This is a genomic window from Algibacter sp. AS12, from assembly GCF_046736315.1.
GTDB lineage: Bacteria > Bacteroidota > Bacteroidia > Flavobacteriales > Flavobacteriaceae > Algibacter_B > Algibacter_B amylolyticus.
Genome location: NZ_CP151841.1, coordinates 3,705,588 through 3,731,471, shown reverse-complemented (window position 1 = coordinate 3,731,471; position 25,884 = coordinate 3,705,588). Strand labels below are relative to the sequence as shown.

Annotated in this window: 24 protein-coding genes; 13 read left to right on the top strand and 11 right to left on the bottom strand. The window is 31.1% G+C overall.

The features are described from left to right. Positions 1–4: 4 nt before the first annotated feature. The gene (locus AAFN75_RS15220; protein ID WP_411807149.1) at positions 5–241 is read right to left on the bottom strand and encodes an acyl carrier protein; all 237 of its coding nucleotides are present in this window, start codon (positions 239–241) and stop codon (positions 5–7) included. A 290-nt stretch (positions 242–531) separates the two neighbouring features. Here AAFN75_RS15220 and AAFN75_RS15215 point away from each other — a divergent pair, with 290 nt between their 5' ends. The 5 genes from AAFN75_RS15215 (at position 532) to AAFN75_RS15195 (ending at position 7,149) form a co-directional block, all read left to right on the top strand. Beyond that, entirely contained in the window at positions 532–1,143 is a 612-nt protein-coding gene (locus AAFN75_RS15215) for a sugar transferase (protein ID WP_411807148.1), read from the top strand. Next, complete coding sequence (locus tag AAFN75_RS15210; protein WP_411807147.1) at positions 1,140–1,790, top strand: acetyltransferase; 651 nt, start codon at positions 1,140–1,142, stop codon at positions 1,788–1,790. Before AAFN75_RS15215 ends, AAFN75_RS15210 begins: the two co-directional genes overlap by 4 nt. 290 nt (positions 1,791–2,080) lie before the next feature. Then, a complete protein-coding gene (locus AAFN75_RS15205) occupies positions 2,081–4,744 on the top strand; it encodes a GNAT family N-acetyltransferase (RefSeq protein ID WP_411807146.1) in 2,664 nt (887 codons plus the stop codon). Positions 4,745–4,831: 87 nt separating this feature from the next. Next, on the top strand, positions 4,832–5,887 hold the full coding sequence (locus AAFN75_RS15200) for a GNAT family N-acetyltransferase (RefSeq protein ID WP_411807145.1): 1,056 nt from the start codon (positions 4,832–4,834) through the stop codon (positions 5,885–5,887). Positions 5,888–5,910: 23 nt separating this feature from the next. Next, a complete protein-coding gene (locus AAFN75_RS15195; protein WP_411807144.1) occupies positions 5,911–7,149 on the top strand; it encodes a GNAT family N-acetyltransferase in 1,239 nt (412 codons plus the stop codon). 46 nt (positions 7,150–7,195) lie between these two features. Here the strand turns inward: AAFN75_RS15195 and AAFN75_RS15190 are convergent, their stop codons facing one another. Then, entirely contained in the window at positions 7,196–8,395 is a 1,200-nt protein-coding gene (locus AAFN75_RS15190) for a GNAT family N-acetyltransferase (RefSeq protein WP_411807143.1), read from the bottom strand. A gap of 239 nt (positions 8,396–8,634) precedes the next feature. Between AAFN75_RS15190 and AAFN75_RS15185 the strand changes: the two genes are divergently transcribed. Next, positions 8,635–9,759 carry an ATP-grasp domain-containing protein gene (locus tag AAFN75_RS15185; protein WP_411807142.1) on the top strand — a complete coding sequence of 375 codons (1,125 nt, stop codon included), beginning with the start codon at positions 8,635–8,637 and terminating at the stop codon, positions 9,757–9,759. On the opposite strand, the gene AAFN75_RS15180 is transcribed toward AAFN75_RS15185, so the two are convergent. From AAFN75_RS15180 to AAFN75_RS15165, 4 genes are all read right to left on the bottom strand, one after another. Beyond that, complete coding sequence (locus AAFN75_RS15180; RefSeq protein WP_411807141.1) at positions 9,749–10,711, bottom strand: hypothetical protein; 963 nt, start codon at positions 10,709–10,711, stop codon at positions 9,749–9,751. The two genes, AAFN75_RS15185 and AAFN75_RS15180, sit on opposite strands and share 11 nt — an antisense overlap. A 19-nt stretch (positions 10,712–10,730) precedes the next feature. Beyond that, positions 10,731–12,182 (bottom strand): MBOAT family O-acyltransferase, encoded by a 1,452-nt coding sequence (locus AAFN75_RS15175; RefSeq protein ID WP_411807140.1) that lies wholly within the window; start codon positions 12,180–12,182, stop codon positions 10,731–10,733. A 182-nt stretch (positions 12,183–12,364) separates the two neighbouring features. Next, positions 12,365–12,844, bottom strand: coding sequence for an Lrp/AsnC family transcriptional regulator (locus AAFN75_RS15170; RefSeq protein ID WP_144115933.1), 480 nt, complete (start codon positions 12,842–12,844; stop codon positions 12,365–12,367). 70 nt (positions 12,845–12,914) lie between these two features. Further along, positions 12,915–14,060 carry a M14 family zinc carboxypeptidase gene (locus AAFN75_RS15165; protein WP_411807139.1) on the bottom strand — a complete coding sequence of 382 codons (1,146 nt, stop codon included), beginning with the start codon at positions 14,058–14,060 and terminating at the stop codon, positions 12,915–12,917. 293 nt (positions 14,061–14,353) lie between these two features. Here AAFN75_RS15165 and AAFN75_RS15160 point away from each other — a divergent pair, with 293 nt between their 5' ends. Together AAFN75_RS15160 and AAFN75_RS15155 are read left to right on the top strand one after the other, a co-directional pair. Continuing rightward, positions 14,354–14,728 (top strand): helix-turn-helix domain-containing protein, encoded by a 375-nt coding sequence (locus AAFN75_RS15160; RefSeq protein ID WP_411807138.1) that lies wholly within the window; start codon positions 14,354–14,356, stop codon positions 14,726–14,728. A 39-nt stretch (positions 14,729–14,767) separates the two neighbouring features. After that, entirely contained in the window at positions 14,768–15,154 is a 387-nt protein-coding gene (locus AAFN75_RS15155; protein ID WP_411807137.1) for a hypothetical protein, read from the top strand. Positions 15,155–15,193: 39 nt separating this feature from the next. Here the strand turns inward: AAFN75_RS15155 and AAFN75_RS15150 are convergent, their stop codons facing one another. Further along, the gene (locus tag AAFN75_RS15150; protein ID WP_144115937.1) at positions 15,194–15,694 is read right to left on the bottom strand and encodes a hydrolase; all 501 of its coding nucleotides are present in this window, start codon (positions 15,692–15,694) and stop codon (positions 15,194–15,196) included. A gap of 12 nt (positions 15,695–15,706) precedes the next feature. Continuing rightward, entirely contained in the window at positions 15,707–16,468 is a 762-nt protein-coding gene (locus AAFN75_RS15145; RefSeq protein WP_411807136.1) for an MBL fold metallo-hydrolase, read from the bottom strand. 92 nt (positions 16,469–16,560) lie between these two features. Here AAFN75_RS15145 and AAFN75_RS15140 point away from each other — a divergent pair, with 92 nt between their 5' ends. Next, positions 16,561–18,036 carry a TonB-dependent receptor gene (locus AAFN75_RS15140; RefSeq protein ID WP_411807135.1) on the top strand — a complete coding sequence of 492 codons (1,476 nt, stop codon included), beginning with the start codon at positions 16,561–16,563 and terminating at the stop codon, positions 18,034–18,036. Between the two features lie 69 nt (positions 18,037–18,105). Here AAFN75_RS15140 and bcp read toward each other — a convergent pair whose 3' ends face one another. Then, on the bottom strand, positions 18,106–18,561 hold the full coding sequence (gene bcp / locus AAFN75_RS15135) for a thioredoxin-dependent thiol peroxidase (RefSeq protein WP_411807134.1): 456 nt from the start codon (positions 18,559–18,561) through the stop codon (positions 18,106–18,108). Between the two features lie 35 nt (positions 18,562–18,596). Here bcp and AAFN75_RS15130 point away from each other — a divergent pair, with 35 nt between their 5' ends. After that, the gene (locus AAFN75_RS15130) at positions 18,597–19,256 is read left to right on the top strand and encodes an endonuclease III domain-containing protein (protein ID WP_411807133.1); all 660 of its coding nucleotides are present in this window, start codon (positions 18,597–18,599) and stop codon (positions 19,254–19,256) included. Positions 19,257–19,289: 33 nt separating this feature from the next. Here AAFN75_RS15130 and AAFN75_RS15125 read toward each other — a convergent pair whose 3' ends face one another. Both AAFN75_RS15125 and AAFN75_RS15120 read right to left on the bottom strand, forming a co-directional pair. Further along, entirely contained in the window at positions 19,290–19,436 is a 147-nt protein-coding gene (locus AAFN75_RS15125) for a hypothetical protein (protein ID WP_411807132.1), read from the bottom strand. A gap of 58 nt (positions 19,437–19,494) precedes the next feature. After that, positions 19,495–20,079: an RNA polymerase sigma factor gene (locus AAFN75_RS15120; RefSeq protein ID WP_411807131.1), complete on the bottom strand. Its 585-nt coding sequence runs from the start codon at positions 20,077–20,079 to the stop codon at positions 19,495–19,497. Positions 20,080–20,312: 233 nt separating this feature from the next. Between AAFN75_RS15120 and uvrA the strand changes: the two genes are divergently transcribed. The 3 genes from uvrA (at position 20,313) to AAFN75_RS15105 (ending at position 25,748) form a co-directional block, all read left to right on the top strand. Further along, entirely contained in the window at positions 20,313–23,096 is a 2,784-nt protein-coding gene (gene uvrA, locus AAFN75_RS15115; RefSeq protein WP_411807130.1) for an excinuclease ABC subunit UvrA, read from the top strand. A 378-nt stretch (positions 23,097–23,474) separates the two neighbouring features. After that, positions 23,475–24,029, top strand: coding sequence for a hypothetical protein (locus AAFN75_RS15110; protein ID WP_411807129.1), 555 nt, complete (start codon positions 23,475–23,477; stop codon positions 24,027–24,029). Between the two features lie 510 nt (positions 24,030–24,539). Beyond that, on the top strand, positions 24,540–25,748 hold the full coding sequence (locus AAFN75_RS15105; RefSeq protein WP_411807128.1) for a hypothetical protein: 1,209 nt from the start codon (positions 24,540–24,542) through the stop codon (positions 25,746–25,748). Positions 25,749–25,884: the final 136 nt, after the last annotated feature.

Here is a 25,884-nt window from a genome sequence, read left to right as displayed (position 1 = left end):
AATTCTAAAATTCTATATTATGCTTTATAAGCACTTGCTGAGCTTCTTTAAAACTTTTTATTTCTAATACATCATCATTATCTATCTCAATATCAAAAATAGTTTCAATTTCACTTATTAAGTACATGTGATTAATGGAATCCCATTCAGGGATGCCTTGATATTTTAAATCTTCTATTACAATATCATCACCTATTTCTAATGTTGATTTAAAAACACTAATTAAGAGTTTATTATTCACGATTTTAAAATTTTATTTACTAATTATATTTTCATCAAAGGTATAAAAAACATTATTGCAACAACCAAGTTTTTGGTTTTATGCATCTTTTTAATAATCAAATGGCGTAAAAAAAACTATTCTTTTTAATCAATTTGTCGAAAAACATTCCAAAATAAGAAATATAAATACCGTTAAATTTAAATATTAGATTTTCAACGATAAAATGAATCAACATTGAACTAAATCAATACTTTTGTTTGAGTTTTTAATTTATGATTTAAAATAATTTAAAACACAATCCATATTATATGTATAAAAATTTTTTCAAAAGAATACTAGACATAATTATTGCCGCTGTTGGGTTAATTTTTTTATCTCCCATAATTTTAATTTTGTTCTTAATATTATGTTTTACTAACAACTTTAAACCTTTTTTCTTTCATAAAAGACCTGGTTTAAATGAAAAAGTATTCATGTTAGTAAAATTTAAATCCATGACGGACAAAAAAGATAAAAATGGAGAACTTTTACCTTACAAGGAAAGAGTTACAAAAATTGGCCAATTTATAAGAAAATACTCCCTAGATGAAATACCTCAATTATTAAATGTTGTAAAGGGAGACATGAGCATAATAGGCCCTAGGCCTTTATTAATTAGCTACTTACCTCTTTATAATGAAACTCAAAAAAAAAGGCATTTAGTTAAACCAGGCATATCTGGTTGGGCCCAAGTTAATGGTAGAAATGCGATATCTTGGGAAAAGAAATTTGAACTCGATTATTGGTACGTTAATAATATCTCATTAAAAACAGATATACGAATCATTTTTTTAACTTTAAAAAAAGTTGTTTTAAAGAAAGATGTAAATTTAAGCCCAGAATTAAACATGAAAGCCTTTACAGGTACTACTAAAAAATGAAAAAATCTATTATTATAGGCGCTGGAACACAGGGTCAAATTTATGCTTCATATCTTAAAGAAGCAGGCATAGAAGTTATTGGTTTTATCGATGATAATGATGCCATTCAAGGAAGTAATGTTAATGGGTTACCCGTTATAGGCAAATACCATGATTTATTTTCGAAAAAACTAAAAGATAAAGCATCCGACGTGTTTTGCCCAATTGGCAATAATTTAATAAGACAAAAATATTTAGTGTCACTTAAAAAAGAAGGATACAATACACCTAGTTTTATTCATCATTCCGTTTCAATTGCACCCGACGTTGTATTAGGAGAAGCTATATATATGCTTGTCGGTAATATCATTATGCCCTTTACTACTATCGGTAATTACTTAATGGTTAATATGGGTACAACTATAGGGCATCATGTTACTATAGAGGATGGTGTTTTTATGTCTTCTGGAGTAAACGTTGGCGCTAGTTTAACCGTCCGTAATATGGCATACATAGGTATTGGTGTTACTATAATTCCTGGAATTGAAACCATTGGAAAGGAATCTCTTATTGGTGCAGGAACTGTAATTTTCAAAAATGTACCAGACTATGCTGTAATGGCAGGAAACCCGGGTAGAATGATACGAACTAACACACCTAAGATGTAACAATAATTTAATTTAATAACGTGTCTTAGTCAATTCAAAACACGATATTTATATTTTTTATAAGACCATTAAATGTTACTTATAAATGAATGGATTGTTCTAGTTTAATGATGAACTTTATTATTATAATGCATCTTATTAATAGTAACTTAGATGAAATAATTATTACAAAATTTAAGAAATATGATCTGACATTTTAAAATGTTAAGATACAATAAAAAAGTTCCAGGATATATTCTAATAACTAGGAAGAACTGGAAGAGTTCTAAAAATTAAAAATAAAGATTAAAGTGAACAATACTAAAGCAATCTCAGACTTAACTTTTATAGGATCGGGTATATCAACATCTTTTAGTATCCTAAATTTTTTAAAACTCATTAATAATGATGAAACTAATGGTAAAAAAATAACCATAAATATTATTGAGAAGTACCATGAATTCAATTTGGGATTGCCATATGGTGAAAGGTCTGGTTTTTCTACACTTTTAATCACGTCCTTGAGAAATTTTTTAATAGAGCCCGAATTGGGTTTATTTATTGCCTGGTTAAACAGTAATAAGAATTGGTTGCTTCAAGAACTTAAAAATGAAGGTGGCGCATTAACCGAAGCGTGGTTAACTAAGAACCATGAAGATATAAAGCATAATAGATGGGAAGATTTATTTATCCCTAGACGTTTTTTTGGTTGCTACATGGACCAATTAATAAAGGCCAAAACAGATAAACTTAGGGACACCAATAAAATTGAATTAAATAAAATTAACGCAAAAGTTATCGATGTTGAACGCATTAATGGTATTTATAATATAAAACTAGAAAATAACGAAAACCTTAAATCTAAAAAGGTCGTGCTTTCTGTAGGTTCTTTACCAACAAATTATCTATGGCAAAATAAAAGAATTATTGAACAAGATAATCTCTTATTTTTAAACAACCCTTATAAACCCAAGCTAAAAGTATCCCTAAATAAAATACAAAATTTTATAAGTTCAAATACAAATAAAACATTAAACATTTTAATTGTTGGCGCTAATGCGAGTGCCCTAGAGGTCATATATAAAATTAACGATTTTAAAAGCGAAGAATTTAAAAATACGAATTTTACATTTCTTTCTACCCAAGGGCGAATCCCTGATACTACCATAGATATTGAAGGGCAAGAAAAATTTAAACCTATACATCTAGAAGCCTTAAAAAATTGTAACAAATTAACAGCACAAACTATTGCTGAAGCTGCTTTTAAAGATTTGGACCTCGCTGATGAAATTAATTTAGGTCCTGCATCAACAGTAGATATTATTTCGAAATCCTTTGGCGTACTATTAAAATCTTTAAATGAAAAAGAGCTTGAAATATTTGCGTGCGAATATGGAAACGCCATAGGAAAAAGACAACGCTGTGCAGGACAGCATTATACAGATGTAATAGATAATCTAGAACAACAAAATAGGTTCGAACATTTAGCAGGCAGATTTAAAGACTTAGCAAAAGACAATAACGGCGATTATCTTTTAACTTATTTAGATACAAAAACGGGTAAAAGTTTAACAACTAAAAAAGCGTTTCATATTATTATAAATTGTGTTGGTGGAAAAAATTTAAAACATGATGATCTTCCTATACTTTATAAAAACCTACTGCAAAAAAAATACTGTGTACCTAATCAATCAAATATAGGTTTTCATGTAAATGGCGCTTTAGAATGCAGCAAAAACTTACATGTTATGGGGCCAATGCTAGCTGGTAATGTTATTGAAAACAGAGCAGTATGGCATGTAGAGCACTGTGGTAGAATAATATGGCTATCTAAAGTGTTGTCTAAAATTCTTTATAACGACATCTTCCCAGTACAGAATATTAATAAAAAATATGACTTTGTAAGTAAAAAATTAAACAGTACTGAAGATATTGAAGAGTATAAAACCTTACTTAAAGAGAATTGGAACAATAACGTATATTATTCATACGACCACTTAAAATATTTTGTTAGCGAAACGGATACCTTAAAGTGCTTTCAATTTAAAATAAATGGCGAGGTAAAAATTATAATGCCAATAATACTAAGGAAAATAGACACAAAACACGCCCAAGAGGAATGCTTTGACACTATAACTCCATATGGTTATAATGGCCCTTTATATGATGACAAACAAGTCAACTCAATCGATTTACAAGCCTTTTGGAAAGCCATTGATTCTTGGTATGAAAAAAAGAATGTCGTTACAGAGTTTATTAGGTTTAGCTTAAACAGAAATTACATTAGCTATTCTGGCTTACTCATTTCAACGCTTTTAAATGTTAAAGGCACATTAGAGACTGATTTCGAACTGCAATGGGAAAAATTCCTCCCTAAGGTTAGAAACAACTATCGTAAAGCTGCAGCTAGCAACTTGACCTTTAAGATTCTGCAAGAACAAGAAATAACTCAAGAAGAAATTAACACGTTTTATAAAATCTATACAGAAACTATGAAACGAAATAACGCAAAAGAGTTATACTTTTTTTCTTTGCAATATTTTACAGATTTAATCTCAAATCATAATTCTGAAATCCTTCTAGCCTTTTCGTGTTTTAATAACCTACCCATTTCCGCAGAATTAATTATTAAAAACAACGATACGCTGTATGCTTTTTTAGGAGGCACAGAGGCAGAATACTTTAGCCATCGTCCAAACGATTTCTTACGTGTTGAAATTATTAAATGGGCTATTAAAAACAAATTAAAATATTACGTATTAGGTGGAGGCTTAAGCGATGGGGATGGCTTATATAAAAGTAAAAAAGCCTTTTTCCCGAAGGATGGTGATATTGTTTTCTATACAGGAAGAAAAATAAACAATTACCAGATTTATGAAAATCTATGTAAAAGTAAACATGAGGACTACAATAATGCACATAAGGATGAAGTTAAAAAATATTTCTTTCCATTTTATAGGTTTATGAACAGATAACCAAATATATCCCTCAAGTTTTATAGTATTCTAATATTTAATGCTCAAAATATTTCATTTTTTAAATGAAACATTTTAATCTAATCAATGAAAAAAACAGATATAAATATAACCTTAATAAAAGAAAAGTCGCTTTGGCAAAAAACGTTGTCTGAGGTGTCATGTTACGACTTTTATCATACTTTCGATTACCACGAATTATCAAAATTAAAAAACGAATCTTCTGTTTTAATAAAATACATTGAAGGCGATATTATTATTTGTTTACCATTACTTATTAGACCCATTGAAGGCACTACGTTTTACGATGCCACTTCTGTATACGGATATGCGGGTCCATTAAAAAATAAAAGGGACACTAATTTAGATAATACTAACTTTAAAAAACATCTAAATGAATTCTTAATAAAGGAAAACATAATTTCTGTTTTTAGCAGACTACATCCGTTTATTGATAAGCAAGAAGACATTCTTGAAAACATAGGTACTATAAAAACGCTTGGTAACGTAGTATATCTAGATTTAAAAGAAGCTAAAGAAACACAAGAATCAGCATTTTCTAAAACAGCAAAAAGATATTTAAAGAAAGCTCAAAAAACTCTAATTGTAAAGAAAAGTAATAATTTAGAGGCCCTAGAATCCTTTATAGATTTATATTATAAAAATATGGATCGATTAAACGCACACAAAAATTATTATTTTAGTAAAGAGTATTTTTTAAGTTTCATTAATAGTAATGAATTTGAAACAGATATTGTTTATGCTGTTGATAAAGAAACTAATAAAACAATTTCGGCTGCTTTAATAATCAGAACAAATGAAATTATTCAATATCATTTATCTGGAACGGATGAAGATTATTTGCGCCTCTCCCCGCTTAGAGCATTAATTAACAAAGTTAGATTGGATTATTCTGGCGCTAATTATTCTTATTTCAACTTAGGCGGTGGTTTAGAAAATAAACAAGACAGTTTATTTGATTTTAAGTCTTCGCTATCCAAAAGTTATAAGCCTTTTAAAATTTGGACTTATATAGTTAACGAAGACGTTTATAATACTTTAGTTTCCAATAAAAACTTCTCGAAAGATATTATTTCCGACTTTTTTCCTAAATACAGATGGGAAGAAAAAAATACTATTTAATTAAAGGGTAAACATAAAAAATAATGAATAAAGCCTTATCGTCTTCCACACTCTTTATTGAAAAGTGGAAATTACACTATGCCAAGGAAACCAAGATCTATAATTTTAAGGATATAGGAGGTATTAGCTTTATTAAAGGCAAGTTTCTTCCTGTTTTTAGTAGTGTTGGTGGTAGTTTATTAATGAATAGTAATAGTTATATTATAAAAGAAAATGAGGAATCTAATTTTAAAAATAAACTTTTAGTTATTTACAATGTTCCCAACTATAATAATATAACTAAAGGTACAACTACGGATAGCGAATTAAAAATTAAACGTATTCCAGAATATGAAGCTTATATGGCTGATTTTTCGGAATATGATAGTATAAACGATTATTTTAGTAAGCAGGTTGGTAGAAAAAAAATTGGTAACATTAAAAGACGAAAAAAGAAATTAGAAAAATGCTTCAATATTTCATATAAATTATTTTACAAAACGGCTATTCCTAAAGACGAATATGCAGATTTAATGAATGCTTTTAAGGCTCTGTTAGTTGAAAAATTTAAATCAAGAAAAGAATTTTACAGTGTAACAGACAACTATTTTTGGGACTTTTATAGCGATACAATTCTTCCAATGATTGCCAATGGAGAAGCCTCTTTATATGTAGTCTATAATAATAAAAAACCGATATCATTTTATTTATGTTATCACATAGAATCACTCTCGGTTGGTGTAATTCCAGTATTTGATATTAATTATTATAAATTTGGTTTAGGATCTATCACCATTATGAATTTATTTGAAGAGCTTGCCGAAAAAGGCTTTAATAAATTCGATTTTTACAAAGGTGAATATGGCTATAAGAAAGATTGGTGCAATAAAATCTATAATTATGAATATCATTTAGTTTACAAAAAATCTATATTATCAAGTTTACTATCAACAATAATAGCCGCTAAATTTAAACTAAAGCAATACCTCAGAAAAAAAGGAGTAAATGATTTCTATTACAAAACAATCTTTAAACTGAAAAACAGAAAAAAGGAAGAAACAAAACACTATCAAACAACACCTCTTTTGGATATTGATACGGCTAATTTAAATCCAAAACCATTATCTCTATTCGAAAACTCTAATTCAGAACTTAAAAAAGAAATTTATAATTTTCTATACGCTAATAACTTGCATATCGATATTATTGAACTATTTGAATTAGAAAATGACAGCTATTTAATTAAAAACAATAGTAATAATACATATTTAAAACTTTCCTAATTTAGGTTTCAACTTAACAAGGTGTGGCCACATAATAATTAAAAAACTAGGCTAATTCTAACAAAAAGCACTTATTAATTTTTGTGTTTTTTGCTAAATAAGTATTGTCATCGATTTTAAAAGCCAGCATGTCTTCAGTTTTTGAAGCCTGAATATATTGTAAATCAAATATAGGTTTTCTTAAAAAAGTAAATTCCTCCCCTTTTATATCCACAGGTGTTAAATTTTTATAATCAGCTTCATTATAATCATTTAGTTCTCTAAATACCGGTCCTTTAAGTTGATTAACATGCTCCTCATTATTATTAGATTTAATGTCTCCTTTCAACTTATTTCTAAAACCAGCTAAAGCCTTAAACTTATCTTTATTTAAAATAGCATAAGTAATAGCTTGGTTCTTTTTTAACACTACAAAAGCTCTTATTAGCTTGCCTATAGATTTTTTATACACCACATAGCTATCATATAGAAACACCGTGTTACACCACACACGTTTATAAGGATAATCACCATAACGCATGTTAAAAATATTATATCCGTTGGCTAAGCACCACTCTATCTTTTTTAATACAATAATGTTACCTAGTCCAAACTTGGCATAATCAATTTCATAAGAGCTTATAGCACTTTCGAAAATATCATTACATAAAAAATTTAAACTTATCGAAATAGGTTTATTATCATTATAAATTACAAATAAACAAGCCTTTTTCTTTCTAATTAAATTTGCAGCTTCCTCTTTATAAAAATCCCAAGCTTTTAAACTACTATGTATATCTCCTCTTTGATCAAAACGCTTAATAATCATAGTTTTAAAAGCATCCATCAAGTCATCACACTCCTCATCCGATATATCGCCATAAAACGTTTTGTATTCAATATTAAAACAAGTTTCCAAACGTCTTAAACGACTAAGCACAACTTTTTTCTTCTTTTTACCCAATTGGGTAGACATATAATCCTCCAAAGTTTTACTTGTGCTTAAATCGCACATAAAACCTTTAAAATACGTGTATTTAAATGAAGACAAACGCCCTTTAGAAGCGTTAAATTTTAATTTAAAAAAAGGAGGAACAAACTCAATTAAATGTACAGCACCTAAATTAGTGCTATCTAAATTTTGATTAGGGTTTTCAAAATTCTGATTCTTATTTTCATTATAAATTTCTCCTATAAGAGGGTTAAAATCACCTTTTTCAAAAAAATTTTGTGTGAAGTTATGATTAACCGTATTTAATAAACCCATTTTTACCTTTAGTTTAAAGCAATTTTGACTGATTTCCTTTAATCAAATGTCCAACAAAAGATTAATAATTACAAAATTATTCTTTCAACAGTAAGTTTTATCTTATTATTTACACATAAAATCGAAATAGTATAAATAATTAATAGAGAAAGCTTACTTATTCGGGATTATTTTTAAATATTTGAATTATATTAATGCGCCCCAAGCAAATTAAAACTTAACTAAAGAACTACTTACTTATGGCCAGTGAAACTATATCTATTCTGATACCCGATGGAGAGGCTCCTGTTTTAATGATTGTTTTAAACTGCCTTTCAGAAATTCAGGGGATTAAAATTCATGTGATGTCTGATGATCCAGACATCCCCATGAAACACTCAAAAAAAGTAACTAAATTTTATTACCGGCAGAAAACGGAAAGTGCTACTGATTACATTAATAATATTAATGATATTACTAAAAATCAAGACATTGATTTAGTAATGCCTATTTTTGAAGATAGTATTGGGTTAATTACTAAATATATAGATTTAATAACTACACCTCATAAACTAGCCTTACTCCCATCTCATAGCAATTTTAAAAAGGCAATAAACAAGGGGACTTTAACAAGTTTTTTAAAAACAATAGGCTTGCCTTATCCTAAAAGTCAAGTTATAACAGAAGGATTAACACCCGATTTAAATAAGGTAACTTACCCTGTGCTTATTAAACCTATTGAAAGTCCAGGAGGTGGATTGGGTATTAAAGTTTTTAGAGAAGAATTTGAATTTTTAGATTTTATAAACTCAAACGATTCTAAAAACAATTACCTCGTACAAGATTATATTGAAGGCTATGATATTGATTGTAGTGTGCTATGCAAAAAGGGAGAAGTTTTAGCTTACACCATACAAAAGCCAAATATGTTTGGAGGAAGTAAGTTTGCTCCTCAAATTTCATTCAAATTTGTAAAAGAAGATGCCATAATAGACCAAGTAAAAACCTTAATGAAAGCATTAGATTGGTCTGGAGTGGCGCATCTTGATATGAGGTTTGATGAAAATTCGAAAAATTATAAGGTAGTGGAAATAAACCCAAGATTTTGGGGCTCTCTAGAAGCATCATTATTTGCAGGCGTAAACTTCCCATACTTATACTACCTATCAAGTTTAGATAAATCGTTTGAAACTCCAGATTATAAATTAATAGATTTTATGCTATTAAAGGGCTTAGTAAAAAGTATTAAAAAAAATAAAAGTCAATTATTAAAATTAAAATTTATTTTTAACAACACACCTATTAAATACATGTTAAGCGACCCAAAACCAACGATTTATAGATCAAGTCGTTTTATTTTAAGAAAACTGAATTTTAGTAATTAAACTCCAATTGCCTGGTGTAGTTTACAATAGCATTCGCTACAATGCTCCTGCCTTTATCATTCCAATGGCTATCATAAATTAATGTCGTAGGTGTTTTAGACGACTCTAAATCAGTAGTTAAATCTATAAATTTAAAATTATTTGTCTTTAAATAATTTTTAAACGCATTTGGTGTATTTCTTTTTTCTAATAAGAGAACAAACCTTAATTTATCGAAATTATAAGTTTCTACCAACTTATTAAAATTAGCTAAATATTTAGGATTAATTTCATCAACTTCCTGAAGCTTGTTTTTATTCTTAGATCTTATCTCTGGTTTTATTTTGAAGGCTATTAATTCTCTAAAACGTGTTTTTAAATCTCCTGTTACACCTATACTATTTAAGTATACTAACAATTTAAATTTACGTAAGTTTCTATAAAAGGGAGTTTCTAAGTTCATTCTGTCCTGAATTACAGCATACTCCCCTCTTTGTAAATCTGTATTAAATTTAAGATCTATAAAAACATAATCGATTAGATTAAAATCGTCTTTATACTTATTGATTAAGTTAAGTTCATCGGCAAAGTCATAGCCCGCGTAAGCATACTCATAAACTTCAAAATCAGTTAACTGGTTTTCTATTTTTTTTCCTACAGAAAATTGATAGTCTTGATGGAACCCCTCTATATATGAGTCTCCAACTAATGCTATTTCTTTTTTTTCTTTTGAAGGTGCAAACTCGCGATAGGAATTGAAACCTGAATTATTTATTCGGAATTCGGAAAAATTTTGACGTCTATTACCGGTAACTGAAAACCCATTTTGATTAGGTTGCCACTTCTCCACTTTATTTTCATCAATAATTCGAACTGGATAATCTTTAGTTAAATGAAACCCTCTAACCACTAGCTCTAAAACTAAAACAATCAATAAACTATAAAAAGCACCTTTAAAAAATATTTTTTTCATCTCTTAGCTTATTAAATAATTAAAATTGAAAATAAATAAACGATCGATCAATTTTGCTATCATAAAATAACAACATGCAAAGAACAACAACTGCATAGGCAATTAACCGAATGTACTTAGATTTAAATTTAAACGGCGCGCGTTCGTCACGTCTAATTAAGTATTCATAAATAACAAAGAGCATTATTAAAATATAATAATCAATCATTCTGAAACCTCTGGGATGCATATATGAATAAAACGTAAACTCCGTAAACATTCTTGAAATATAGCTAAATGCATCACCAATAGTAGCCGACCTAAAAAACACCCACGAAAAGGTCACAAGACTAAAAACCATTACCATTCGAAGTACTTCGTTTATTGATGGCAATAATGAGTGCTCCCCTATTGTAGAATTTTTATATTTTGAATTTTTGCCCAATAAAAATATAGGAACAAATGCTATGGCATGAAAAGCACCCCAAAACAAATAGGTCCAATTAGCACCATGCCATAAGCCACTAATTAAAAATACAATGGCAATGTTTCTAATTGAAATTAATTTTGATTTACGAGAGCCTCCTAATGGAATATAAACATAGTAACGAAACCAATCGGACAAAGAGGTGTGCCAACGCACCCAAAACTCGGCAATATTTCTTGAAAAATATGGGAATTTAAAATTAGATTTTAATTCTATTGCAAAAAGCTTAGCTGTACCAATGGCTATATCAGAATACCCACTAAAATCCCCATAGATTTGAAAACTAAAAAATACCGCTCCTAATAATAGAGTTGATGCGGAATAGTCCGCGTAATTCGCAAAGATATCGTCAACAATGGGTCCCAACGAATCTGCAATAACCATTTTTTTAAACAATCCCCATAAAATAAGTTTTAGGCCGCTTACACATTGGTTATAATTAAATGTTCTTCTGTTTGTAATTTGATGTAATAAATTAGAAGCTCTTTCAATTGGGCCAGCAACTAACTGCGGAAAGAAACTAACAAAAGCAGCAAAGGCCAAAAAGTTTTTGGTAGGCTTTAATTTTTTATAATAAATATCAAACGAATAAGACATCGTTTGGAACGTATAAAAGGAAATACCAACAGGTAAAATAATATTTAATGTCCAGGTGCTTTTTATATTATACCCTAACAAGGAGAACATATCTATCCACGAATCCACAAAAAAATTATAGTATTTAAAAAAACCTAGTAAGCCTAAATTAAACAGAACACTACCCCACAACCATGCCTTGCGCACGTTTTGTTTTTCGTTTTTATGAATAGCAATACCTATAAAATAATCAACGATTGTACTTAACAATATTAAGAACAGAAATCTCCAATCCCACCAACCGTAAAAAACATAACTTGAAATAAGAAGTAAAATATTTTGACCTTTTATGCTTTTTTTTAATGCTAACCAATACAGCATAAAAACCACAAAGAGAAATAAAAAAAACTCTAAAGAATTAAATATCATGTTTTTCTAAATATTACTCAAATATGGTTGAAGTCGAGAATATTACCAAATACTTTCTTTAAACGGTAAAAAATATTACATCAATGCCAAAATAACAACTAAAATCAAAAATCAGGTTACGTTATAAAACTAAAAAAGCCCTGTTTTCACAGAGCTTTAAAATATATTCTTTACTTTTAAATTTACATATCATTAAAAATAGAATGCATCAAACGTTTTTTATCGTTTATACTCTCTTCTAACGAAATCATAGTTTCTGTTCTATAAACACCCTCAATATCATCTAATAAAAAGATAACTTCTTTAGCGTGCTCTGTGCTTCTTGCTCTAATTTTACAGAAAATATTAAACTTACCTGTAGTAATATGTGCAACAGTAACAAAAGGAATCTCATTAATTCGCTCTAAAACAAATTTAGTTTGAGATGTATTATTTAAATAAACACCTACGTAAGCAATAAATGAATAGCCTAATTTTTTATAATCTAACATTAAAGAAGAACCTTTAATAATTCCAGCTTCTTCCATTTTTTTTACACGAACATGAACTGTACCTGCAGAAATTAATAATTTTTTTGCGATATCAGTAAAAGGAATTCTTGTATTGTCGATTAACATGTCAAGAATTTGATGATCTATTTCGTCTAATTTGATTTTTCCCATAATTAACTATTCTTATATATGAGGCAAAATTAATACATTTTTATTAAAAATACAGAACTATTTCTATGTTTTATTTCGATAAAAGCAATAATTTCTCATTATTTAATATTACGAAAACGTTTTCGTAACCTAATTCCAACAAACCTCCTTCAGCGTTATAAACTTCAACTCCTTTAGCATCAATCTCTTTGTGGCCATATAATTCATCTAACTTTTCAATTTTATCTATTTTTGGTATAAATTTCACCTTATTATCAATTAAGCGTTCTTGAAACAACACGCCCACATCTACCAAAACGCCATTTACTTTTGCATTCCTAATAATAACATCTAGAAAACATTTTCCATTTTCTGGAATGGTGAAATAAGGCTCATACTCACTTCCGGTAACCTCTGTTCTAGCTATATAGTCTAACGAAGCTAAATATGACACATATATTAACTCTCGCGTCACCTCCCTTCCGTAATCATTAGCAGAATGTCCGGCTTCGAACAAAATAGTTGGTACGTTCTCACTTTGAAATGTATCTCCAACACAATTTAAATTAAAAGCATCGTCATACACGCCAACTTGATCGGGTATAATACCTTGCAGAGCGCTCTTCATTACCCCAATTAACTCCATGGCTATTTTTCGATTAGGCGTAACTGTACAGGCCTCGTCTTGCGCTGGCGCTAAAAAAGAAACGGTTGCCAATTTATTTGTATTTCCCGCACTAAATATAGTGCGCTGTCCATGTAAATTATAGCAAAAATGAGGTTTAAACTTCTCAAAAGCGTTGCGAAGCACTACACTTTCCGGCTGTGTTCTGTTTTGAGCATCCCTATTCAAATCCACCTGATTAGCATTAATTCTAGTATAAGCTAAAGCACCATCAGGATTTAAAATAGGAATAATATATAAGGTACAAGCTTCTAAAATGTAATTAAGGTTAGAATTGGTACTCAATAGGCTATTAAAGAGATCAAATAAAGCCTTAGTAGTTGTCGATTCATTACCGTGCATTTGAGACCACATGAGTAATCGTTTTTTACCACTACCAATTTTTAAACCATAAATAGGATTTGATAAAACAGATTTACCAATAGTTTCTACTTGAACATGTTTTGATATTTTTTCCAACAAAGGTTCAATGTGTTTATTGGTAATATATCGATGAGATAATTGATCTTCTTTATGCTGTAAAAACAACTCCTTAATATCTTCTAATTGCATGTTAATTATTTTGTGTAGACAAATGTAAACAATTACTTTTTTACATTTGTAAACAATAAAATTAAACGATTTGTTTACAATACTAAACAAGAACTCTAGCTTAAGCTTAATTTTAAACCTCAAAAATAAGCCTAAATCTTAAATAGTAAATAAAATACATTAAATCAATTATTTAACATGTTTTATTTAAACCAAAACTTAACATAAACCCTCAGCTCTAGCACAATATATTTCCTGGTTTCAAGTTATATTGTTACATTTGTAACATCATCTACCCCAGACCACTATTTACAATGATAAACACAGAGGATTTTATTAAAAGATTACAAAAAGTAATAGATTACTACGGTGAGTCTGCGTCTTCTTTTGCTGAAAAAATTGGCGTCCAACGCTCAAGTATTTCACATATATTATCCGGCCGAAACAAACCAAGTTTAGACTTTATTTTAAAAGTACTCACCGCCTTCCCCGAAGTTGATTTGTATTGGTTGTTTAACGGTAAGGGGGCTTTTCCTTCTGAAGAAAAAACTAAAGAACCCATTCAACAGAATATCACAGTAACACCTTCAATCCCCAAATTACCCCCAATTGAAATAGATAATAACAAAACAATAGATCGTATTGTTGTATTTTATTCTGACGGAAGTTTTAAAAACTATGAAAATTAACAGTATTGTTTAGTAGCTTTGTAAGCAAAACAATAAAAAATGCGTGCATTACTTCTTTTAGCTTTTCTTCTTAGCCTAACAAGCTGCTATGAATCCACAAGAAACTGTAAAGATTACAAAACAGGTACATTTCGTTTTGACTACATTGTAGATGGCACTTCAAAAAGCGCTAACTTTAAGAGAACAGAACGCTATAGTATTAATTTTTATGATGGGAAAACAGACAGTTCTGAAGTGAAATGGATCAATGATTGCGAGTTTGTATTATACAAAATAAACCCAAAATCAATCGCAGAAAAAGACCCTATCCATATGAAAATACTAACCACTACAGATAGCTCGTACACCTTTGAATACGCCAAAGCCTCTTTTAACGAAGGTGAGCCCCAGCGAAAAGAAAAAGGAATAGCTATTAAAATTGACTAAGCAGCTTTCCGTAATATTATATTACTTAAAGATTAATCCTTAATCAAAAGGATATAAAAAATGTTCTACTAGTTGAAATTTCAGTTGTTTTTCTTGCGTAATTTCATAGGTTAGAAGTACTTCTCCCCAATATTGACCATCGGAAAAATCAGCTATAATCCATTTATGATTTAGCATTTTTACTGTATTCAACAGCATCTTTCTGCCTTCACCTGAAGCATAAGGAATAATTGGGTGATCGCCTTTTACTTCATTCATCTTATACAATTCATCTTTAATAAACGGAATCAATTCATCTATTTTATAGCCATCATTTTCAAAATAACTAATAGCATCTTCATTTCTATAAAGATTGAAATGCGATAATTCTAAAATATCATTATGTAAAACAGCAACAGAATCCTTATATTTTTTAAGCTGCGTGTTACTTGTTACTAACTGCTTGTCTATATCCTCAAAAATTCGTTTTGAGCTAACGTATTGAAACAATACCAAAAGCGCCGTAAACACAAATAAATACATAAAAATTCTCTGCTTCATTATAATTTTTATTTAAACTGTTATTTTCAATCCGTCGTAAGCCAAAAATACATTTTTTGGTAACATTTCCTCAACATCATCATGAAACCCCAACAAATGACTTATATGCGTTAAATAGGCCTTCTCAGGGTTAACTCTTTTTATAAACTCCAGGGCTTCCTCTAGATTAAAATGTGAGTGATGTGGCTCTATACGCAAAGCATTAACCACCAAAACTTTTACATTTTTAATTTTTTCAACTTCCTTATCCGAAACCGTTTTCATGTCGGTTAAATACGCAAATTCCTTAAATCTAAACCCAAAAACTTGCAACTCATGATGCTTCCCGCTTACAGGAATCACCGTTAAGTTTTTTAATTTAAATGGCTTATTTTTAAGTCTGTGCGTAACAACTTCCGGAGCTCCTGGATACCTGTTTTCTTTTTTAAAAACATAATCAAAACGCTTTTTTATAGATTTCAAAACACGTTTATGGCTGTAAATAGGAATATCACCTTGGTTGAAATAAAACGGCCTAATATCATCCAAACCTAAAACGTGATCGGAATGCTCATGCGTAAATACAATGCCATCAATTCGCTTTACATGCTCCCTAAGCATTTGGATTCTAAAATCAGGACCACAATCTACAACATAGGTAAACGCATCCCACTCCACCAGAACAGAAACACGTAAACGCTTGTCTTTAGGGTTCTCGCTTAAACAAACTGGATGATCGCTTCCTATAACTGGAATGCCTTGAGAAGTACCGGTACCGAGGAAAGTAATTTTCAAAAATTTTAAGTTTTTACAAAAATAAGTTTATTTTTTTGTTTGCTACACTTATTTGATACCTTTGTAAGGATAAGACGTAACCTATATAAATTATGGAAATAACCATTACTGGCGATAAAGAGTTTGACGATATCCCATCGTTAAAGTCTAAGGCATTAAAAATCAACTTAAACGCAAACATTTATGGAACCTTTGCGGAAATTGGCGCAGGACAAGAAACTTGTCGTCATTTTTTTAGAGCTGGAGGAGCCTCAGGAACTATCGCTAAAGCTATGTCTGCTTACGATAAAGATTTTAGTGATGCTATTTATGGCGCCGAAGACGATGGACGGTACGTAACCGAAGCACGCTTAAGAAAAATGCTTGCCCACGAAATGGACCTAATGGAAAATAGGCTAACCCGTGAAAAAAACCCAAATAAAATATTTTTTACGTACGCCAACACAGTTGCAACAATTGATTTTGCTAAGCAATTTAAAGGTCATGGCTGGGTAGGAATTAAATATCAAGTTGAAGCTGGAGCTGAGTACAACGAAATAATCCTGCATTTACGTTTTAAAGAAACTGATGCACGACTGCAACAAGAAACGCTTGGTGTTCTAGGTACAAATTTGATTTATGGTGCGTTTTACAAGTATAATGAGCCTAAAAAGTTATTGCGTTATTTGTACGACCATTTAGATAAAGACCAGTTAGAAATTGACACCATTAACTTTTCAGGACCTGTTTTTAAAGATATCGACAACCGATTAATGAGTTTGCAGCTTGTTAAAAATGGCATGACAGACGCCGTAATGTTTGGTCCAGACGGCACCAACGTTTTACCGGCTCGTGTGTTTTATAAGAAAAACATTTTAGCACTTAGAGGTAGTTTTAGACCAGTAACAAAAGTAAATATGGCAATGTATGAGAAATCATATGAAATGTTTATTAAGGAAAATAAAGTTGATGAAAAGAAAACCGTTGTGGTTTTTGAAATTACACTATCTAATTTAAGAGCCGAAGGTGAAATTGACGAGCAAGATTTTATAGATCGTGCAGATTTATTATGCTCTCTAGGACAATCGGTTATGATATCCAACTTTCAAGAATACTTTAAGGTGGTTGAATACTTCTCTAACTACACAAAAGCTAGAATGGGATTAGCAATGGGTGTTAGTAATTTAGTAGATATTTTTGATGAAAAATACTATCGCCATATGAGCGGTGGTATTTTAGAAGCCTTTGGTAAACTATTCTTTAAAGACTTAAAAGTTTACCTGTACCCTATGAAGGATACTGAAACCGGAGAGCTCATAACTAGCGAAAACCTAAAAGTTTACCCACGTATGAAAGAGTTATATAAATTCTTTAAATACAACGGAAAAGTTATCGATATAGAAGATTACGATGAAAGCATCATGAATATATTTTCTAGAGAGATTTTACGTAAAATTTCGCAAGGCGAAAAAGGTTGGGAAGAAATGGTACCTGAAGGCACTGCTGAGTTAATTAAAGACTACAGGTTATTTGGGTACACTAGAAGACCACTCACCTTAAGCAGAAACATTACAAGAAAGAAAAAGTAAAACGCGATAAAAAAAATAAAAAACGGCTATTTTGTACAAATAGCCGTTTTTTTTATACAAACTGGTAAATTAATTTTCTAAAATTTGCGCCGCATGATCTTTGGTTTTTACCTTTTGAATAACACGATCTACAACACCTTCCTCGTTAATTAAAAATGTCATTCTGTGAATACCGTCATATTCCCTACCCAAAAACTTTTTAGGCCCCCAAACACCAAAGGTATTAATAACCGTTTTATCCTCATCTGCTAACAACGGAAATGGAAATTCATGTTTGTTTTTAAAATTTGATTGTCTTTTTGCAGAATCCGCACTAACACCTAACAGCTCATAGCCTTGCGCTTTAAGTTCGGCGTAATTATCTCTTAAATTACAAGCTTCAACCGTACAACCTGGCGTGCTTGCCTTTGGATAGAAAAACACAACCAATTTTTTACCTTTATAATCGCTTAACGAAATATCATTTCCTTGCTCATCTTTAGCTGTAAAATTAGGAACAGCATCGCCTTGTTTTAGTGTATTCATAGTCTTAACTTTGATTTTTATCAAAAATACAACTTATGACTAAACAAGAAAAGGTAAACTTTGTTAAAAATACACTTTACAAGCTATACCCAGAAATACCAATTCCGTTAGACCATAAAGATCCTTACACCCTATTAATAGCTGTTTTACTTTCGGCGCAATGTACAGATGTTCGCGTAAATCAAATAACCCCTTTATTATTTGAACGTGCCGACAATCCTTTTGACATGATAAAAATGTCGGTAGAAGAAATTAAAGAAATCATTAGACCTTGCGGTTTATCGCCAATGAAAAGCAAAGGCATTTACGGCTTATCAAAAATATTAATTGAAAAGCATAATGGTGAAGTGCCTCAAAGTTTTAAATATTTAGAAGAATTACCTGCCGTTGGCCACAAAACAGCAAGCGTAGTTATGTCTCAAGCCTTTGGTGTTCCTGCATTTCCTGTTGATACTCACATTCACAGATTAATGTACCGATGGAATTTAACCAATGGAAAAAATGTAGCACAAACCGAAAAAGATGCGAAACGTTTATTTCCTGAAGAATTGTGGAATGACCTACATCTTCAAATTATTTGGTATGGTCGTGAATATTCACCCGCTCGAGGTTGGGATTTAGAAAAAGATATTATTACTAAAACTATTGGAAGACAATCTGTTTTGGATGATTATTATAAATCAAAAAAGCCCTAATTCATAGAATCTGGGCTTTTTTTTTTAAAACTTTTAATTCAGAAGCGCTTCAAACTTCATTTTTTTATAATCTATAACACTTAAAGCTTTTGAGTAATTGAGAAGAAAATCAACTGTCTCCCCTTTCGGCTCAAGTTTTTCAATGTTTTTTAAAGAATCTTCAGAGTAAATTTTTTCCATTTTATCTATTTAAAGGGTTAATTCTAATAGAAAACGAAACAAGATTTACTTTATTGCATCAATTCGTTAAAACTATATTATGCTTATCTATTATTTTACGCAAATTAATAAGTGCATAGCGCATTCTTCCTAAAGCAGTATTAATACTAACACCCGTTCTTTCAGAAATCTCTTTAAAACTCATATCGTTATAAATACGCATCATTAACACCTCTTTTTGATCGTCAGGAAGTTCATCAACCAATCGTCTTACATCATGTTCTACCTGTTCTTTAATAATCGTTTTTTCAGCATTCAAGCTACTATCGCTTAAAACAGAAAAAATATTAAAATCGCCAGCATTATCAAATTTAGGCATCCTGTTATTTTTTCTAAAGAAATCTATCACTAAATTATGCGAAATACGCATTACCCAAGGTAAAAACTTACCTTCTTCGTTATACGCACCTCGTTTTAGAGTTCTTATAACTTTAATAAAAGTATCCTGAAAAATATCTTCAGCAACATCTCTGTCGTATACTTTCGAGTAAATAAAACTGTAAATTCTTTGCTTGTGCCGTTTAATTAAAATTTCTAGCGCGCTTTCATCACCTTTAATGTAGTTGCTTACTAGAATCGCATCTGTAATAAGTTCTTGTTGCATAATGTTTACTTTTAATGCACGAAGTAAAACCTCGTTGCTTGGGGGTTATTAAGTTTAAAAGTAATTTTATGCTATAGATACGTGTTTATGAAGTTATTATAAGTCAAATATAACAACAATCGTTCCTAAAAAACAATAAATCATAATTTTTTTTAACTTTTTATTCGATAAACGGTTATTTTTTATGCTCGCCCACTTGTATTATCTTTACAAATTATTTCGACAAACATCCTATGAACACTAATATTTCCGAAGTTAACCCAAAAGAAAACATCATTATAAAAGGTGCAAAACTGCATAACCTTAAAAATATCGATGTTGTTATTCCAAGAAACAAATTAGTGGTTATTACGGGCTTATCGGGTTCAGGAAAATCAAGTTTAGCTTTCGATACGCTTTATGCCGAAGGTCAACGACGCTATGTAGAAAGCTTATCAAGTTATGCACGTCAGTTTTTAGGGCGATTAAACAAGCCAAAAGTAGATTATATAAAAGGCATTGCCCCTGCTATTGCTATAGAGCAAAAAGTAAATTCTACAAATCCACGCTCTACAGTAGGTACAACTACCGAAATTTACGATTATCTTAAGCTACTATTTGCTAGAATCGGAAAAACCTACTCACCAGTTTCTGGTTTAGAAGTAAAAAAAGACACGGTCACAGATGTTTTAGAATACATTAAAACATTTCCAGAAAGAGAAAAACTACTGCTCCTCGCTCCTATTTATTTAGAAGAAGGACGCACCATTGAGGACAAATTAAAAACATTAAACCAGCAAGGTTACGCACGTATAAAAGTTAACGACGATGTTTTAAGAATAGACGAAGCTCTGTCTATAACCAAAAAAGACACCATACTATTAGTTGTAGATAGAGTGATCACCAAAAATGAAGAGGATTTTTACAACCGATTAGCAGACGCCGTACAAACAGCTTTTTTTGAAGGTAAAGGCGAATGTATTATCGAAACCTTAAGCAATAACAAACAACGACCATTTAGTAATAAATTCGAATTAGATGGTATTAACTTTCTAGAACCTAATGTTCATTTATTCAGTTTTAACAATCCCTATGGCGCCTGCCCAAAATGTGAAGGTTATGGCGATATTATTGGTATTGATGAAGATTTAGTAATTCCAAACACAGGGCTTTCTATATATGAAAGTGCCATTTTTGCTTGGCGAGGAGAAAGCATGAGTTGGTATAAAGACCAATTGGTAAACAACTCACATAAATTCGATTTCCCTATTCATAAACCTTATTTTGAGCTAAGCGATTCCCAAAAACAATTGGTTTGGACAGGAAATAAACATTTTGAAGGTTTAAACTCCTTTTTTGCCGAGTTAGAGTCTAAAGCTTATAAAATTCAAAATCGGGTAATGTTATCACGTTACCGCGGTAAAACCAAATGCAAAACCTGTAACGGTAAACGCTTACGTTTTGAAGCTAATTACGTAAAAATTGCCGGTGCCACACTTACCGATTTGGTAGAAATGCCATTAGATAAGCTCACCATCTTCTTTAAATCGCTAAAACTAAACGATCACGACACGCATATAGCCAATAGATTATTAAAAGAAATAAATAACAGGCTATCATTTCTTGCCAATGTTGGTTTAGATTATTTAACGCTAAACAGAAAATCGAACACCCTTTCTGGTGGCGAAAGTCAGCGTATAAACCTTGCAACATCGTTAGGAAGTAGTTTGGTTGGTTCCATGTACATTCTGGATGAACCTAGTATTGGCCTACACCCTAAAGATACCGAACGTCTTATTTCTGTTTTAAAATCCTTACGCGATTTAGGTAACACAGTAATTGTGGTGGAACATGATGAAGATATCATGAAAGCCGCAGAATACATTATCGATATTGGACCCGAAGCGGGAACCTTTGGCGGACATGTAGTTGCAGATGGCACTTATGCCGATATTTTAGCATCACAATCCTTAACAGCCAAATACTTAAACGAAGAGTTAAAAATCGAAGTTCCCAAAACACGCAGAACATCAAAATACCATGTCGATATTATTGGCGCTCGCGAAAACAACCTAAAAAACATCAACGTTAGCTTTCCTTTAGGCATGCTAACCGTAATTACAGGAGTTTCAGGTAGTGGAAAAAGCACCTTGGTTAAAAAAATATTATTCCCTTCGCTTCAAAAAAAGCTAACCGATTTTGGAGATAAACCAGGACAATTTACCGAGCTAAAAGGAAATTTTAGCAATATAAATCACATCGAATTTGTAGATCAAAATCCAATTGGGCGCTCATCAAGATCCAACCCGGTAACCTATATAAAAGCATACGATGATATTCGCGCGCTGTTTTCAAAACAGAAATTAAGCACCATAAGAAACTACCAAGCAAAACACTTTTCGTTTAACGTAGATGGCGGACGTTGTGAAACTTGCAAGGGCGAAGGTCAAGTAACCATTGAAATGCAATTTATGGCCGATGTGCATCTAGAATGCGAAACCTGCAAAGGCAAACGCTTTAAAAAGGAAGTCCTAGAAGTTACATTTGCCGATAAAAACATAGACGATATTTTAAACTCAACAATCGACGATGCCATTGCTTTTTTCGAAGCTACCGAGCAAACAAAAATTAAAAACAAACTCCAACCACTACAAGATGTTGGTTTGGGTTATGTTACTTTAGGACAAAGCTCGTCTACCCTATCTGGTGGCGAAGCACAACGTATTAAATTGGCTTCATTTTTGGGTAAAGGAAACAATAAAGAAAAAGCGCTATTCATTTTCGACGAACCTACAACCGGACTCCATTTTCACGACATTCAAAAGTTACTAAAATCATTTAACGCTTTAATAGCCAAAGGCCACTCTATTATTGTTGTCGAGCACAATATCGATTTAATTAAATGTGCCGATCATATTATCGACCTTGGTCCAACGGGCGGCGAAAAAGGCGGGAATCTAGTAGCAACTGGAACTCCAGAAGAAATATCTAACATAAAAGCATCTCAAATTGGTAAATATTTAAAAGAGAAGCTATAATTCCCTTTTTATTATTTAGGCGTTACCACAAGGGTCGGGCTTTCACAAGTCGCTCTCTTCGAGGAGAGCTCCAACAATTGCTCAATCCCTAACGCACCTATTTGCGAAATTTTAGTCTAACGCCACAAGTTAGTACATTTTACTTATTTCTTTTCTAAAAAGAGGCGTTTCAATAAAATAATTTCTTCTTAAAAAAACTTGACCTTTTTAGCACAAAACACAACCCGCTAAAAACCAACCAACTAACAATAACAAGACTGTTAAAACCAAGTTAATACAGCAATCTAATCGTTTTTTTGGCACGCAAATTGAAAACCACTAAACAACAAAGCGAAAGCCGAAAAGCTAAAGAGTAGGCACAATGAAATCCTTATGATTATGAAAAGAGTAGTACTAGTATTTGCAAGTTTGTTGATAGGATTAACAACTGCATCAGCAACCGAAACCAACACACACAAACCAACAATAAAAGTAGAAAAAAGAAAAAGCAACCAGCTATCGCAACCTATTAAGTTTATAGAAAACGGTGTGGAGTTTTTAATTTTCTCAGATGGTAGTTTCGATTTTAATACAAAACACACAAAACACTTCAACCCATTACCATATAACAAAAACAAGTACAGAAACAAAAGTTATAGAGGCCCAAATGCCAATGTACAGTATACACGTTTCTCTAATAAAGGTCTAACAATTACCCACGACAGATTTGGAAAAATTAAACGCATTGGCCATGTAAACATAAATTATGATCGTTACGGACGTATAACTCGTGCAGGTACTGTTAATATGAGCTACGAAAGCAAAAAACATGGCGATTTAACCAAAGTTGGTGGTTTAAAAGTAGAATACAACCGTAAAGGACAAATTGTTAAAACCCGTGGCCAAGTAAAACATAATGTAAAAACAAAGCATTACAATAAATATAAAAGATAATATTTTTTGAGATTAGTTAGTTTAGTTAAAGGTGAAAACCTCGAAGTCGTAAAGGCTTCGAGGTTTTTTATTTATCACATTTAATCTTCAATACCCTTTCCTACTTCAAAAAAGCTTCAACTCATCACTAATACACCCTATAATATAGTTAATGTAATTACTAATGTTTTAATGGAAATTTCAGCTGTAAACTCTATTACATTTTCAGGAAAAAACTTATTTCAAAAAACAAAATATCGTGTTGCTCTATAATGTGCTCATCTATTAAATCGTTAAATTTTCTAATATCCCCATGTTTCAGAATTAATTTTAAATAAGGCCACTTACAAACTAATTACATTACACATGGTAATTTCTGTGTTTTTTTTAGTCAAACTCAAATTAACTCACTTCCATTTCAAAACGCATGTAAATTATTTTATCAATGTTTACAAGGCTTAAAGCAATATATTATTTTTTTGGCACGATGGTTGTAATTACTAAAACAGTAACCCATAAAAAATTACAGTTATGAAAAAGTTTATATTCTTATTAGCAGGTTTAGTCCTAACAGGATTTACTGTTAACGCAACCACAACCAACACTAAAGCAAATGCAAATGAAGCAGCAACATATTATGGAGGTTATGGAAACTCTTTTATATTTAATGTAGATGGCGTAGAGTTTTCTGTTTTTAGAGATGGACAATTCGATTTCAACCTAATTAGAAACAATGCTCAATTTGGCGTAAATATTAATACACGAAATGTAAACCTGAGTTTCAATTCGGGATACGACTATAATGCGTATGTGCAATATGATGAATACGGGGCTATAATTCAAATTGAAAACATTCCTATTTATTATGATTATTACGGTCGTATTAGTCAAGCCGGAAATGTAAACATCTATTATAACAACTTTGGCTACATAAACCGTATTGGAGGGTTAAATGTATATTACAGAAACAACGTGTTTTCTCATTACTCTGGGTTTATCAACATCTATAACAGAGGCTATGTGTACAGACCATGGCACAGATATTACAGCATACCAGCTAGAGATTACTGTGTAGTATACAATAGACCTTACAGACAATTTTACAAACCAGTTCGTTACTCGTATCACAGAGCGTTTCAAAACAACTATAGACCTAGAACAGCTATTGCAACTAGAAGAGGAAATACTATTGCGAGAAACAGAAGTTACGCTACGGTAAATAGAAGCAAAAAAAATGTTACACAAGTTAACAGAAGTACAAATTACAAAAGATCTGTTGCTAGTAACAACACAAGTACAAGACGTACTAGTAGCACTATAAACAGAAGCACTAGAACTATTGGTGATGTAAAAAAACAAGTAAGCAGACGTGATAATGGAACAATTAATAACACTCCAAGAACAACAACGTCTAGAAATAATTCTCAAATAAATAATAGAAGAAGCTCTGGAAACACTAGTAACATAGGTAATAGAACGAGTACTAGAAACAATACGGTAACACCTAACAAAAAAACTACTACAGTTCAAAAACCAAAAACAACAAATACACGTACATATGATAGAAACGATAATATAACTAGAAGTACACAAGCAGCTCAACGTACTGTAAGTAAACCAAGAACAACGCAAAAACGCACAGTTTCAAAGTCTACACAAAGCAGAACACCAAGAGTAACACAAAGCAGAAGTAGTTCTAGCAACAATACAAGATCGACATCAACACGAAGACGATCATAATAATTTTGGTTGGTTAGTTTGAAAATCCCTACGAAAAGTTTGCCTCAAAGCAACATCGTGGGGTTTTTCTTTTTAAGTAAGTTTTAGTCATTTTGGCGAACACGGAAAGTTTCATATTCTAATACCCTAACCCTGT